A 12,857-nucleotide genomic window follows, 5' to 3' on the forward strand; every position below is an offset into this window, starting at 1 on the left:
GGGCAGCCCCCGACCGCCCCCGCGGGCGGGGGCTTCACCCCCACCCTCGGTCGGGGACTGCCCTCATTTCTTTTCGGCCTTGTCGCAGGTCTTGCGCACGTCGCTAAAGGTCCACCGGAATCATGGTGCCGACCATCATGGCGATGTGGCGTTCCGCACCGTCTGTCACGGCAAAAATATCCGATTGCACCACCATCAGGCGGCGGCCCGGCTTGATCACCCGGCCCCGGGCCACAAGGGTGTCGCCCGCGCCGGGAGCCAGCAGGTTGATCTTCATCTCAGTGGTCATCACCTCCATCCCCTCGGGGATCAGGGTCAGCGCGGAATAGCCCGCGGCACTGTCGCCGATGGCGAAGGTCAGGCCGGCATGGGCGACCCCCTGCTGCTGGCGGCTGCCCTCGAGGATGGGGGCGGTGATCTCGACCCGGCCCTCGGCGATGCCGGTGAGCGTGGCGCCCAGCGTCTGCATCATGGATTGCCGGGCAAAGCTGTCGCGGATGCGGGTCTCGAAGGGAGCAGACATGGGGCTGGGGTCTCCGTAGGGTGTCCGGACAGTCTAGGCCGTGCGCGTATGAATAGGAACCGCGCCGGTCATGCCTTTGCGCCGCGCGGCATGGGCGCGGGATGGGGGGTCTTGCCCGTCAGGATCGCCAGCGCCTCGGGGCGCATGAGATCGCAGAGCGCGGTGTCGTGGCTGCGCAGGCCGCCGGTATAGGTGCCGTAGGCGGGCATCACCAGCCGGTCGCTGTCGAGCAGGAAGGCGGGCCGGGTGATGGCGCGGCCCCGGACGGGCAGGGTGACCTTGGGGTGGTAGTGCCCCGACACCTCGCCGGAAAAGCCCTGTTGCGCGATGTGGCGAAAGGTGAGTGGCGGGACGGGCAACTCGAACAGATGCGCACCGCCAAGGTCGACGGGGCCGGGATCGTGGTTGCCCTCGATCCAGACCCAGCGGCGGCCGGCCTGAAGGCGGCTGATCCAGAGCTTTTCGGCATCGAGAAGGGCGCGGGCGGCCAGCGCGTCGTCGAAGCTGTCGCCGAGGCAGATGACGGTATGGGCACCGGTGGCTTCCAGGTCGGCCTGCAGCCGCGACAGGGTGTCGTGGGTCTCGTAGGGGGGCAGTTGCGCTTCGCCCAGGCGGGCCCGGCGTTCGGTCTTGCCCAGGTGCATGTCCGACACGCAAAGCAGGTTCTGGTCACGCCAGAAAAGCGCGCCGGAGCCGAGGGCGGTGAGACGGGCGCCTGCCAATGTGAACTCGTAGCCGTTCATGCTTCGTTCATCACGCGGGGCGACTGATTTTGCAAGGGCTTTTCCGGGTGTCAGGCGAGACCGGCAGCCTGCATCAGGCGTTGGGTTTCTTCCTCAATCAGGCGGTCCTGTGCGCTGCCTTCGACGGGGGTGCGTCCGGCCTCGAGGAACAGCGGCGCGGCGAAGGGGGTGACGCGGGGCAGGCGGACAAGGTCGACGCGGTCGCCGATGCGGTCGAGCATTTCTTCGATCCGGCCAAAGTCGATCAGGCCGCGCATTGCCTCTTGCCTTGTGATGTCCAGGAGCAGGTGATCGGGGTCGTATTTGGCCAGCGTGTCGTAAAGGATATCGGAGGAAAACGTGGCCTGCCGCCCGGATTTGCGGACCTGGGGCAGGTTGCGCTGGATCAGGCCCGCGATGGTGGCGGAGGCGCGAAAGGTACGTTTTATCAGCTGGTTACCGGCCAGCCACTTGTCGAGGCCTTCGCGCAGGGCGGCGCGGTCCAGAAGGCCGGTGGCGTCGGTCAGCGGTTCCAGCCCCCAGATGAGAGTGGCGTAATCGGTCGAGACGAAACCCATGGGGGCAAGACGCATCTCCTCCATGCGTTTGCTGAGGATCAGGCCCAGCGTCTGTTGCGCGTTGCGGCCGGCGAAGCCGTAGATGCAGGCATGTTCGCGCCCGTCATGGGGGAAGCTTTCGATGAGCAGGCGGCCTGCCTTGGGCAGTTGCGACACGTCTTGCTGGAGCGCAATCCAGTCGGCGGTATGGGCCGGAAGGGCGGAGTAGTCGCCGGAATGCAAGAGCGACAGGATGCGCTGGCTGAGCTGGGTGGAGGTGGCGAACTTCGTCCCGGCGAAGGTGGCGATCTTGGGTTTCTTCGCGGCGTCGCGGCTGACCTCGACCACGGTTTCGCGCAGGCCTTCGTATTTCACGATCTGCCCGCCGATCAGGAACGTGTCGCCGGGGGTGAGGGAGGCGGCGAAGCCTTCCTCGACCTCGCCCAGCGGCTTGCCGCCGCGGTTGCGGCGCATCCGGACCTTCAGCAGATCGGCGTCCTGGATGGTGCCTATGTTCATGCGGATCAGGCGGGCGCTGCGTGGATCGCGCAACTGCCACAGGCCGTCGCGATTGAGCAGGCGCTGCCATTGGTCATAGGCGCGCAGGGCATAGCCGCCGGTTGCGCAAAAATCGAGGCAGGCGTCGAACTGGGCGCGGGTGAGGGTGGCATAGGCGCCGACGGTTTGGACTTCCTCGAAAAATGCATCTGCATCGAACGGCCCGGCGCAGGCGCGGATGAGGATGTGCTGGCAGAGCACGTCGCGGGGGCCGGGGCCGCGTGGCTCGCCGTCGAGGTCGTGGTCACGGACGGCCTCCAACGCGGCATGGCATTCGATGACCTCGAACCGGTTGGCGGGGACCAGAAGCGCCTTTGATGGCGCGTTGTAACGGTGGTTGGCGCGGCCGATGCGCTGCACCAGGCGCTTGACGTTCTTGGGCGCGCCGACCTGGATCACGAGGTCCACATCGCCCCAGTCGATGCCGAGGTCCAGACTGCCGGTGCAGACCACGGCGCGCAGCTCGCCGCGCTGCATGGCGGCCTCGACCCGCTCGCGCTGTGCCCGGTCGAGTGAGCCGTGGTGGATGCCGATCGGCAGGGCCTCTTCATTGGCGAGCCAGAGGTTGTGAAAGAAGATCTCGGCCTGGGCGCGGGTGTTGTGGAAGATGAGGGTGATGCGGTGGCGTTTCACCTCTTCCAAAACGGCGGGGATCGAATAGGCTGCACCACCCCCGGACCAAGGTGGGGTGGCATCGGTTTGCAGCATTGCGATATCGGGCTCGGGGCCGGGATCGGCCATGAGGATTTCACAAGGGTCGGGGTGGCGGGCGAGCAGGCGCGCGATGGCGGCGGGGTCCTCGACCGTGGCCGAGAGGCCCACGCGGCGCAGGCCGGGACACATGGCCTGAAGGCGGCTGAGGGCGAGGAAAAGCTGGTCGCCGCGCTTCGACTCGGCCAGCGCGTGGATCTCGTCGACGACGATGCGTTTCAGCCCTGCAAAGATGCGCGGCGCATCCTCGTAGGACGTGAGGAGTGCTAGGCTTTCGGGCGTCGTCAGCAGGATATGCGGCGGGTCGGCGCGCTGGCGGCGCTTGGCCGACGAGGACGTGTCGCCGGTGCGGTCCTCGATGCGGATGGGCAGGTCCATGTCTGACACAGGCGTGGTGAGGTTGCGCTTGATGTCGGCCGCGAGCGCCTTGAGGGGCGAGATGTAGAGCGTGTGCAGCCCCTCGTGGCCGTGCTCGGCGATGTCCACCAGCGTGGGCAGGAAGCCCGCCAGTGTCTTGCCGCCGCCGGTGGGGGCGATGAGCAGCAGGGCGGGGTCATCGGCGCGGTCCAGCATCGCCTGCTGGTGCGGGTGGATGGACCAGCCGCGCGAGGCGAACCATTCAGTGAACACGGGGGGTAACGACGTCATCCGCCAGATGTAGGCGGAACCGCAAAACTTTTCAGGAAAAGTTTTGCCCGGAGTTTTCAAAAACTCCGGGCGGCGCTTACTTCACGATGGTCTCGTCCTTGACGAACATGTTCGCCCAGGCACGGTCCAAGAGGTCGGGACGCATCTGGTAGGGAATGCCCTCGAATTCGCAGATCGAAATCATCTGGTCGATCAGGAAGATCGGCTGGTAGTTGGCGTAGACGTTGTTGATCGTCGGGTACTTGACCTTGAGCAGATGCAACAAGGTGTCCTCGTCCAGCGGCATGCCGCGTTTCTTGGCCACCATGGCGAAGATCTTGAGGAAGTCCTGCTGGTTCGGGCCGTCGATCTTGATCTTGAAGAAGATCCGGCGCAGGGCGGCCTGGTCGAAGATCTCGTTGGGGTGGAAGTTGGTCGAGAAGATCACCAGCGTGTCGAACGGCACCTCGAACTTTTCGCCCGATTGCAGCGCGAGGATGTCCTTGGATTCCTCGAGCGGGACGATCCAGCGGTTGACGAGGCTTTGCGGCGGCTCGGCCTGGCGGCCAAGGTCGTCGACGATGAAGATGCCGCCCGTCGATTTCAACTGCAGCGGTGCCTGGTAGGTCCGCGCGGTCGGGTTGTAGACCAGGTCGAGCATCGACAGGCTGAGCTCGCCCCCGGTGATGACCGTGGGCCGTTCGCAGCGCACGTAACGCGTGTCGAAGGTGCGCTTGCGGCGCAGGGAGTTGGGATCGTCGACCTCGACCTCGGCCTTGGAATGGACGATCGGGTCGTAGACGGTGATGACCTGGCCCGCGTATTCGATGGCGCGGGGGACATAGATCTTGTCGCCCATGGCGTCGCGGATGCCGTTCGAGATCGAGGATTTCCCGTTGCCGGGCGGGCCGTACATCAGGATCGAGCGGCCGGCCGACACGGCAGGGCCGAGGTGATCGAGCAGATCGTTGGGCAGCACGAGGTGGCCCATGGCGCCGGTCAGTTCGTCCCGGGTGATCTGGATGTTGCGGATCGACTGGCGCTTGACCTGTTCACGGTAAACCGCCAGCGGCACGGGCATGGCGCCGAAATATTCCGATTGCGACAGCGCGTCGAGGGCGCGGGACTTGCCCGCGTCGGTCAGCTGAAAGCCCATCTCGCCGCCCGAATTGGCGTTGAGCGTGCCGGTCGCCTCGAGCAGGCGTTGCTGGCGCGCCATGTCCACCAGTTCCTGCGTGACGGCGCGAGGCAGGCAGATCGCCTCGGAGATTTCGCTGACCATGTCGAGGTTCTTGCGGAACATGGTCTTCAGCAGGATGTCCCGCATCATGACGATGGGGAGCTGCATTTCGTCGAGCCCGGAGGGTGGCGGGGGCGGCTGAACGCCGTTGGTCACTTGCATATTCATGGTTTTCTGCCCGTTTTCTTCGACAAGTTGACATGTCTCAGGCACCGCATACTGCGGCGCAATCCGGGGCAGGATGGCATCAAATCATGCGGAAATTGTGGTCGCGCGCGGGCGTGGTTGGGGCAGGCGCCTCAGGCGCCGTAGGCGGCGCCGAGGCCGAGATAAATCACGAGTGTCGCGCCCAGGGCGAAGCCCATGGGAAACTTCTTGCCGCGGTCCCAGCTGATCCAGTCGGGGGCGAGCCGGCGCAGCGGCGTGTGTTTCGCCAGCCGGTGCGTGACGAAACAGGCCAAAAGGTTGGCGGTAAAGAGAAACATGATGATCCGCCAGTCGGCTGGGGCGATGAAGGGCGCCGCGGCGGCGATGAACTTGCTGTCGCCCGCGCCCATCAGCCCGCCGGCATTGGCGATGAAGCCGATCACGAGGGCGATGAACATGATCGCGATGCGCCATGCGTAGTCGGGCCAGAACGGGGTGACGGCCCAAAGGCCGACGATCACGAAGATCCCCGCCAGCGTCAGCACCGAGGTGTTGGGAATGCGCATAGCCTTGAGGTCACTCCACATCACCCAGAGACAGACCGGGGTGACGAAAGGCAGGAACCAGAGCGCCGCCCAACTGGTGATTTCAAGGGGCATGACCCGCGCCTCGCACGTCTTTTATTCGACGTTGTTTTCCAGCGCATTCAGGCTGCGCGCGGCGGCCTCGAAATGCTGGGGATGCGTGTCGATGGCGTCGCGCAGAAGGCCCTTGCCGATATTGGTGTCGCCCTGCTTGATGGCCGAAAGACCCAGCGTGTAGAGCAGTTGCGCGCGCTCTTCCTGGCTGGTCTGCAGGACAGGCATGGAATATTTCTTTTGCGCGCCGCGCGCCAGGACAAGGTTGTTCTTGGCGGTGAACAGGCTGTCATCCTGTCGGATCGCGTCGGTGAACAGGCGCTCGGCGGCGGCGAAGTCGCCGCGGGTCAGCTTGGAATAGCCCCAGTTGTTCATGACGCTGGCGGGCTGGGTCGTGAGGCCGACCGCGGTCTCGTAGAAGCTGTCGGCTTTCTTCCAGTTCTGGTTGCTGTCGGCGATCATCGCCTCGAGCCGGTAGCGTTTGAAGGTCTCATGGGTCGGCGGGACGGAATCCAGCACCTCGTCGGCGCGTTTCCATTCGTTGTTGCGAATGAGCGCGTCGGCGTATTCCACCTGGTCGTCATTGGTGGACTTTTCATGCTCGACCACGTTTTGCCAGGCCGCGACGGCCTCGGTGTGGCGCTTGGCGCGAATGAGCGATAGCGCGAGGCCGCGGCGCACGTCGATGCGGTCGGGCTTTTCGCCCAGCGTGCGCTGGAAATATTTCACGGACTCGTTTGGGTCTGCCACGGTCAGCATGACATCGCCAAGATTGCTTTCGTCGACGACGTTGAGATCGGACAAGGCCCGGTCCACATCGGCCTTGCCGGCCTTTTCATCACAAGCGGAAAGGGCAAATGCGCTGCCCACGCAGATGCACATAAGAATAGGGTGGCGCATTTTTTGCGTCCTTTTACTGCCTTTGCCTCAACCTGGTATACTGCGGATCAGGTAGTCGCTGCTCCCGCGCCGCACCAGTTTATAATCTTGCTCTAACTCTTCACTATAAAGAGAATTTTCCGATTTTGCGAGAACTAACCGCAAATTGTCTCGGATTGAGTCACTTTGGCCATTGTCGAGCGCGTAGGCCTTTTTGAACACCTGTTCGGCCTCGCCGTTTTCGCCCTTTTCCAGCAGGACAACGCCAAGGTTGTTCCAGACCTCGGGCGAGAATTCGTCTTTTTCGATGGCCTGTCGCAGCAGGCGTTCGGCGGTGTGCAGACGCCCCAGGCCGAGATTGGCGGTGCCCAGGCCGCCAAGCACATCGGCGCTCATGCCCTCGTCGAGGGCGGCGCGGGAAAAGGCGTCGATGGCCAATTCGTACTCGCCGGCGGCCACGAGGCGGTGGCCGACCAGCTTGGAGTCGACGGCCTCGCCATCCTTTGCGACGCCGGGGGCGTAGGGGCTGTCGGGATCACGCGAAGCGCCTTCGCCGCAGCCCGCGACGAGAGCGAAGGAAACCAGAAGCCAGACACCTGCTCGTGCCATGCCGGTTATGTCGCCTCTTCGTTGTGGCGGCAGGCCCGCGCGGGACCTGCCTTTCGTTGGTCCGGCCGTTATTGGCCCGCCATCGTGAAGAGTTCCATGATCCCCAGCACCGACGGGCCGACCAGAATGATCAGCAATGGCGGCACTGTAAGCATCATCGTGGCCAATGTCATCTTCGTCGGCAGCTTGTTGGCCTTTTCTTCGGCCCGCATGACCCGTTTGTCACGCATCTCGCCGGCATAGACGCGCAGGGCGTCGGCGATCGAGGTGCCGAAGGATTGTGATTGCACCAGCACGGTCACGAAGCTGGAGATATCCTGCACGCCGCAGCGTTCGGCCATTTCGTTCAGGACCGAGGGTTTGTCCCGTCCGGCCTTGACCTGGTGGGAGACGATCTCGAATTCCTCGGACAACGCAGGATAAGAGGCGCGGATTTCCTTGGACACCCGGATGATTGCCTGGTCGAGCGACTGGCCCGCCTCGACGCAGGTCAGCATCATGTCGAGGCTGTCGGGGAAGCCTTCCTCGATTTCCTGCTGGCGCTGCTGCTGGCGCTTGGTCACCCAGTATTTCGGTATCAGGTAGCCGATCCCGCCGGGGCCGAGGATATACATCATCGTTTGCGTCGTGGTCGTGTCCTCGGCACCCGCCAGGAACACCAGGAAGTACAGCACGCCGAGGATCAGAAACCCGATGCCGAGCGCGAACTGCGCGAAGTGGAAATAGCGCACGGCGTCGCGGCTGCGATAGCCGGCCTGCATCAAGGTCAGGCGGATCTGGCTGAGCTGCTTTTCATCCTCGGGTTCGAGGAACTTCGCATATTTGTCCAGCTTCGCGTTGCGCTGGCCCGAGCGAAGTTTCTTCTTCTGCTCTTCCTGCGACACGCCCGAGCGCGAGGCCTTCTTGATCTTGTCCAGAGGGTCTTTCGACTCGCGGATCAGGATCGGGATCGTCAGCAGGACCAAGAGCAGGCCCAGCGTGCCGACCGCGATCAGCGGGCCGAAGGGGCCCAGCGTATCTGTCATGAGTTGTGTCAGGGTATCGAGCATGATCGTGGCCTTACACTTTGATGTTCACGAGGGCGCGCATCACGAAGAGGTTCGCCACGAGGAAGAAGCCCACGGCCAGGCAGGCCGGGATGAAGTAGGGGTGTTCCATCGCCTCGTCGTAATAGTTGGGCTTGATCATCTGGATCGCGATCAGCGCCAGGATCGGGAAGCCCGACAGGAACTTGCCCGACCACTTGGCCTCGGCGGTGATGGCCTTGACGCGGCGGAACAGGCGGAAGCGGGCGCGGATCACCTTGGCCAGACCATCGAGGATCTCGGCCAGGTTACCACCCGATTGCTGCTGGATGGTCACGGCCACGGCGAGGAAGCGCAAATCCTGCATGTCCAGCCGTTCGGCCATGTCCTTAAGCGCCTCGCCCATGTCGCGGCCATAGGCGGCCTCGTCGGCGATGACGCCGAATTCGGTGGCCAGCGGGTCGGCGACCTCGTTGGCGACGATGGAAATGGCCGAGCTGAACGGGTGGCCGACACGCAAACTGCGCACCATGAGTTCGATGGCGTCGGGCAGCTGTTCTTCCAGCATGGCCATGCGTTTGCTGGCCTTCATGTTGACCCAGACAAAGATGCCGCCGACGCCCATCGCGACGGAGACGAGAATGCGCACGGGTAAGGCGGTGCTGGTGCCGACCGACAGGCCGATAAAGGCGATGAAGCCGCAGGCCACCATCAGCATCATCAGCTGCTTGGGCGAGAACGCGATGGCCCCCATCTGGGCCTTGGTGGCGAGGATCGAGTAAAGCGGGATCTTGCGCGCCTTGAGATGCTGTTCCATCTCCTTGCGCAGCTTTTCCATCACCTCCTCGCGATTGCCGCCCTTGTCGAGCATCTCCAGCCGGCGGTTCACGCGGTTGTTGAGGCTGATGGAGCGTCCGAAGACGGTCAGGTAAAGACCCTGAACGAGGACCATGATCCCGATGAAGATCAGGCCGTAAATGATTGGCTCTGCACTGATAGACATAGCGTTTACTCTCCCACGGGTTCATAGATGCTGGGCGGCAGGTCATACCCCCACAAGCGGAACCGTTCTGAAAAATTCGACCGCACACCTGTGCCGGTGAAATGGCCGATGATCTTGTTGTCGGGCGACAGGCCGACGCGCTGGAAGCGGAAGATCTCCTGCATGGAAATCACGTCGCCCTCCATGCCGGTGATCTCGGTGATCGAGGTCATCCGGCGCGAGCCGTCCTGAAGGCGGCTGGCCTGCACCAGAAGGTTCACGGCCGACGCGATCTGCGAGCGCACCGCCTTGAGCGGCATCTCGATCCCGGCCATGGCGACCATGTTTTCCAGGCGGCTGATCCCGTCGCGCGGGTTGTTTGCGTGGATCGTGGTCATCGAGCCGTCGTGGCCGGTGTTCATGGCCTGCAGCATGTCGATCACTTCCTCGCCGCGCGTCTCGCCGACGATGATGCGGTCGGGGCGCATCCGCAGGGCGTTTTTCAGACAGTCGCGCGGGGAAACTTCGCCTTTGCCCTCGACGTTGGGCGGGCGGCTTTCCATTCGGCCCACGTGGATCTGCTGCAGCTGAAGTTCCGCGGTATCCTCGATCGTCAGGATGCGTTCGGCATTGTCGATGAAGGACGACAGCGCGTTGAGCGTGGTCGTCTTGCCCGAACCGGTACCGCCCGAGACGATCACGTTGAGGCGCGTGGCAACGGCGGCCTGAAGATAGGCCGCCATTTCCTCGGAAAAGGCGCCGAAATTCACCAGGTCGTCGATGCCCAGCTTGTCCTTCTTGAACTTACGAATGGACACCAGGCTGCCATCCACCGCCACGGGCGGGACCATGGCGTTGAAACGCGAGCCATCCTGCAGACGGGCGTCGACGTAGGGGTTGGATTCGTCGACGCGCCGGCCCACGGCCGACACGATCTTGTCGATGATCCGCAGAAGGTGCTTTTCATCCTTGAAGGTCGTGTCGGTCAGTTCCAGCCTGCCCGCGCGTTCTACGAAAACCTGCTGCGGGCCGTTGACCAGAATATCGTTGACGGTGTCGTCCTTCAGGAGCGGTTCCAGCGGGCCAAGGCCGCGCACCTCGTCATAGAGGTCCTGTGTCAGCGTGGACCGGTCCTCGCGATTCAGAACGATGCTGCGTTCTTCCAGCGCCTCGCCTGCAATCGACGCGATCTCCGCGCGCAGGTCAGCCTCCGTCGCACTTTCCAACGCGCCGAGGTTCAGGTTGTCCAGAAGCGCGCGGTGCAGTTCGATCTTGATCTCGGACAAACGTTCCTTGCGCTTGCGGTCCTTGTCCTGCGGCGACGTAGTTGCCGCCGCTTTCTGAAGCGGTTTGCGCAGCGAGACGCTTTGCGCCTCTTCCACGGGGGCGGTCCGGGGTGCTTCGGCGACAGGCGTCTTGTTGGCCTTGACCGGCTGGGCGCCTTCGGTCGTCTTCTTGTATCGCGAGAACATTGGTTAACTTCCTTTATGCGGCCTGATCGGCGTCGCTTTGGCCAAGCGCGTGCAGCGAGACCGCCAGCTTGGCGATTTCCTTGCGCAGCGGGTTCTTGCCGGCGGCGCTTGCCAGCGGCGTGCCGTGGTCGCCCGCCTGCATCACCGGCTTGCCGCCGTCGGGCAGCTGCACCTCGATGCTGATTTCCAGGCTTTCGGCCATGCGCTTGACCCGGCTTTTGCCGTTCAGGTCGGTGAACTTCGGCGCGCGGTTCAGGCAATAGCGCAGCTTCTCGACCGGCAGGTCCTCGGAGCGCAGCGCCCGCTTGAGGCGCAGGGCGTTCTGGGCCGAGCGCATGTCGAGCTCCAGCGTGGTGAAGTAGATCTGCGCGGAATGCAGCACGGTTTCGGTCCACTGGACCAATGTGCCGGGCATGTCGACGATGACATAGTCGAACTTGGCACGGGCCATGTCCAGCACGCGCTGTACATCCTCGGGCGTGATCATGTCGAGCGGCAGGATGTCGGTGGGTGCGGTCAGAACCCAAAGCTTGTCCTCGTAGGAGACCAGCGCCTGCTTGAAGATATCCTCGTCCATCGAGTCGGTGTCGGCCCACATTTCATAGACGACATCCTTGCGCGGCAGGTCGAGATAGGTGGCGACCGAGCCGGTTTGCAGGCCGAGGTCCAGGATGCAGACGCGCGGGGCGTCGTTCTTGGTGACCGTGGCCAGTTCCCATGCAAGGTTCACCGCCAGGGTCGTGGCGCCGGTGCCGCCGGCAAGGCTCTGAACCGCCAGCAGAACACCGTCGCCCGGGCTGCTCGAATTGCCGAATGGGGCGGCGGCGGCGGCAGAGGCAGAGATATCGGTGCGCTGCAGGCGGTCGATCGCGGCCTGCAGCTCGTTCTCGGGCAAAGGGTAGGGGACGAATTCATCCGCGCCCTGCCGCAAAAGCTGGTGCAGGGACGAGGGGCTGACATCCTCGGCGATCAGGATCACCTTGATCCCGCGTGCCTTGGCCATGGTGATGATTTCGCTGAGCAGGCCGATCTCGTCCTCGTCGCTGGCGTCGATCGCCAGCGCCACGAATTCCAGACCGTCGGCTTCGGGCTGGTTGAAGAAGGCCAGCGCCTCGGCAAAGCCAAGATCGCCCCAAGCCTCGCCCAGGGCGGTTTCCATGTCCTCGATCAACAGGTCGAAATCCTGCACGTCACGGCTGACGGTGCAGGCCGTGATCGGGCTGGACTCGGGTTGTTTTTGCACACTACTCATCTCAGGTCGGCCCCATGCTTGTTGCGACGTCAATGCGTCGGAAACCGTTATCTTTCGGACTTCGGGACGATGCGCATACACGCACGGACCCATTGCCATGCGCTGAAACTGCTGGAAAATCTGGGCAATAATTGGGCCAAAAGATCGTAATTGTGCGATATCTCAGGACAAAAAAAACCCGCCCAACAGATTGTTTCGGGCGGGTTCTTGAGGTGGCCCGGCCTGTGGCCGGACAGGGAGAATTCAGATCATTCCGAACTACCGCTGGTGACTTCACCACCTTCTTGGACCATGATCAGTTCCGAGCGCGGTACGGCGCTGGCGACGTATTCGCGGTAGACCACCTCGGCATATTTGCCGTCCATCACGATGGGATGCGATGCGACAAAGCCGGTGACCTCGGTCACGGTGCGGCGGTTGCGGCGTTCGCGGCCTTGCGTGACGACCAGCGGCTGTGCCTCACCGAAGGAGACGACGGCCTCGAGGCGGCTGCGGCTGATGCCCTGCGAAACAAGGAAGTTGACCACCGCGTTGGCGCGTTGCTGTCCGAGGCTCTTGTTATAGCCGGCGGACCCGACAAGGTCGGTGTGGCCGTAGACCCGGAAGCGGACCTCGGGGAACTGCCTGATCCAGCGGGCCTGCTCGCGCAGCGTGTCACGGGCGCCGGCATCGAGTTTTGCGCTGTTGAAGGCGAAGTTGACCGTGCTCAGAACCTCGTTAGAGAAGCGGTTGGCCAGATCGTAGACGTAGCCTTTCTCGCCGCGCATCACCAATTGGTTGTGGACGGTGGCATTGCCGAAGTTGCCGCCGTCGACGAGGCTGCCCGCTTCGCCGAAGTAGGACTTGTAGACCTGCCCCTGCTGCGAACACCCGGCGAGGGCGAGAACCGACGCTGTTATAAGAAACTTTTTCATG

12 protein-coding genes are annotated in these 12,857 nt (G+C 63.5%); all 12 read right to left on the minus strand.

The window, feature by feature from the left end; genetic code table 11:
* Nucleotides 1-103: 103 nt before the first annotated feature.
* Nucleotides 104-523 carry a PaaI family thioesterase gene (locus RBB18_RS15155; RefSeq protein WP_103764811.1) on the minus strand — a complete coding sequence of 140 codons (420 nt, stop codon included), beginning with the start codon at nucleotides 521-523 and terminating at the stop codon, nucleotides 104-106.
* A gap of 68 nt (nucleotides 524-591) precedes the next feature.
* On the minus strand, nucleotides 592-1,266 hold the full coding sequence (pdeM, locus tag RBB18_RS15160) for a ligase-associated DNA damage response endonuclease PdeM (RefSeq protein WP_306111450.1): 675 nt from the start codon (nucleotides 1,264-1,266) through the stop codon (nucleotides 592-594).
* Nucleotides 1,267-1,316: 50 nt separating this feature from the next.
* On the minus strand, nucleotides 1,317-3,719 hold the full coding sequence (locus RBB18_RS15165) for a ligase-associated DNA damage response DEXH box helicase (protein WP_306111449.1): 2,403 nt from the start codon (nucleotides 3,717-3,719) through the stop codon (nucleotides 1,317-1,319).
* A 76-nt stretch (nucleotides 3,720-3,795) separates the two neighbouring features.
* Nucleotides 3,796-5,106, minus strand: a complete 1,311-nt coding sequence (locus RBB18_RS15170) for an ATPase (RefSeq protein WP_103764814.1) — start codon at nucleotides 5,104-5,106, stop codon at nucleotides 3,796-3,798.
* Nucleotides 5,107-5,237: 131 nt separating this feature from the next.
* A complete protein-coding gene (locus tag RBB18_RS15175) occupies nucleotides 5,238-5,744 on the minus strand; it encodes a prepilin peptidase (protein ID WP_103764815.1) in 507 nt (168 codons plus the stop codon).
* Between the two features lie 21 nt (nucleotides 5,745-5,765).
* Nucleotides 5,766-6,623, minus strand: a complete 858-nt coding sequence (locus RBB18_RS15180) for a lipopolysaccharide assembly protein LapB (RefSeq protein WP_274593429.1) — start codon at nucleotides 6,621-6,623, stop codon at nucleotides 5,766-5,768.
* Nucleotides 6,624-6,650: 27 nt separating this feature from the next.
* Entirely contained in the window at nucleotides 6,651-7,211 is a 561-nt protein-coding gene (locus RBB18_RS15185) for a tetratricopeptide repeat protein (RefSeq protein WP_103764817.1), read from the minus strand.
* Between the two features lie 68 nt (nucleotides 7,212-7,279).
* Nucleotides 7,280-8,260 carry a type II secretion system F family protein gene (locus RBB18_RS15190; RefSeq protein WP_103764818.1) on the minus strand — a complete coding sequence of 327 codons (981 nt, stop codon included), beginning with the start codon at nucleotides 8,258-8,260 and terminating at the stop codon, nucleotides 7,280-7,282.
* Nucleotides 8,261-8,270: 10 nt separating this feature from the next.
* On the minus strand, nucleotides 8,271-9,239 hold the full coding sequence (locus RBB18_RS15195; protein ID WP_103764819.1) for a type II secretion system F family protein: 969 nt from the start codon (nucleotides 9,237-9,239) through the stop codon (nucleotides 8,271-8,273).
* Between the two features lie 5 nt (nucleotides 9,240-9,244).
* Nucleotides 9,245-10,690: a CpaF family protein gene (locus RBB18_RS15200; RefSeq protein ID WP_103764820.1), complete on the minus strand. Its 1,446-nt coding sequence runs from the start codon at nucleotides 10,688-10,690 to the stop codon at nucleotides 9,245-9,247.
* Nucleotides 10,691-10,703: 13 nt separating this feature from the next.
* Nucleotides 10,704-11,942 carry an AAA family ATPase gene (locus RBB18_RS15205; protein ID WP_103764821.1) on the minus strand — a complete coding sequence of 413 codons (1,239 nt, stop codon included), beginning with the start codon at nucleotides 11,940-11,942 and terminating at the stop codon, nucleotides 10,704-10,706.
* Between the two features lie 248 nt (nucleotides 11,943-12,190).
* Nucleotides 12,191-12,856 carry an OmpA family protein gene (locus RBB18_RS15210; RefSeq protein ID WP_103764822.1) on the minus strand — a complete coding sequence of 222 codons (666 nt, stop codon included), beginning with the start codon at nucleotides 12,854-12,856 and terminating at the stop codon, nucleotides 12,191-12,193.
* Between the last annotated feature and the right edge of the window lies 1 nt (nucleotide 12,857).

Source organism: Roseovarius sp. MMSF_3298 (genome assembly GCF_030733705.1).
In the GTDB taxonomy this organism is placed as follows: Bacteria; Pseudomonadota; Alphaproteobacteria; order Rhodobacterales; family Rhodobacteraceae; genus Roseovarius; species Roseovarius confluentis.

Excerpts from the sequence above, each read along its gene's own strand:
- RBB18_RS15155 (WP_103764811.1), bottom strand. The coding sequence starts at position 523 with ATGTCTGCTCCCTTCGAGACCCGCATCCGCGACAGCTTTGCCCGGCAA.
- pdeM (WP_306111450.1), bottom strand. The coding sequence starts at position 1,266 with ATGAACGGCTACGAGTTCACATTGGCAGGCGCCCGTCTCACCGCCCTC.
- RBB18_RS15165 (WP_306111449.1), bottom strand. The coding sequence starts at position 3,719 with ATGACGTCGTTACCCCCCGTGTTCACTGAATGGTTCGCCTCGCGCGGC.
- RBB18_RS15170 (WP_103764814.1), bottom strand. The coding sequence starts at position 5,106 with ATGAATATGCAAGTGACCAACGGCGTTCAGCCGCCCCCGCCACCCTCC.
- RBB18_RS15175 (WP_103764815.1), bottom strand. The coding sequence starts at position 5,744 with ATGCCCCTTGAAATCACCAGTTGGGCGGCGCTCTGGTTCCTGCCTTTC.
- RBB18_RS15180 (WP_274593429.1), bottom strand. The coding sequence starts at position 6,623 with ATGCGCCACCCTATTCTTATGTGCATCTGCGTGGGCAGCGCATTTGCC.
- RBB18_RS15185 (WP_103764817.1), bottom strand. The coding sequence starts at position 7,211 with ATGGCACGAGCAGGTGTCTGGCTTCTGGTTTCCTTCGCTCTCGTCGCG.
- RBB18_RS15190 (WP_103764818.1), bottom strand. The coding sequence starts at position 8,260 with ATGCTCGATACCCTGACACAACTCATGACAGATACGCTGGGCCCCTTC.
- RBB18_RS15195 (WP_103764819.1), bottom strand. The coding sequence starts at position 9,239 with ATGTCTATCAGTGCAGAGCCAATCATTTACGGCCTGATCTTCATCGGG.
- RBB18_RS15200 (WP_103764820.1), bottom strand. The coding sequence starts at position 10,690 with ATGTTCTCGCGATACAAGAAGACGACCGAAGGCGCCCAGCCGGTCAAG.
- RBB18_RS15205 (WP_103764821.1), bottom strand. The coding sequence starts at position 11,942 with ATGAGTAGTGTGCAAAAACAACCCGAGTCCAGCCCGATCACGGCCTGC.
- RBB18_RS15210 (WP_103764822.1), bottom strand. The coding sequence starts at position 12,856 with ATGAAAAAGTTTCTTATAACAGCGTCGGTTCTCGCCCTCGCCGGGTGT.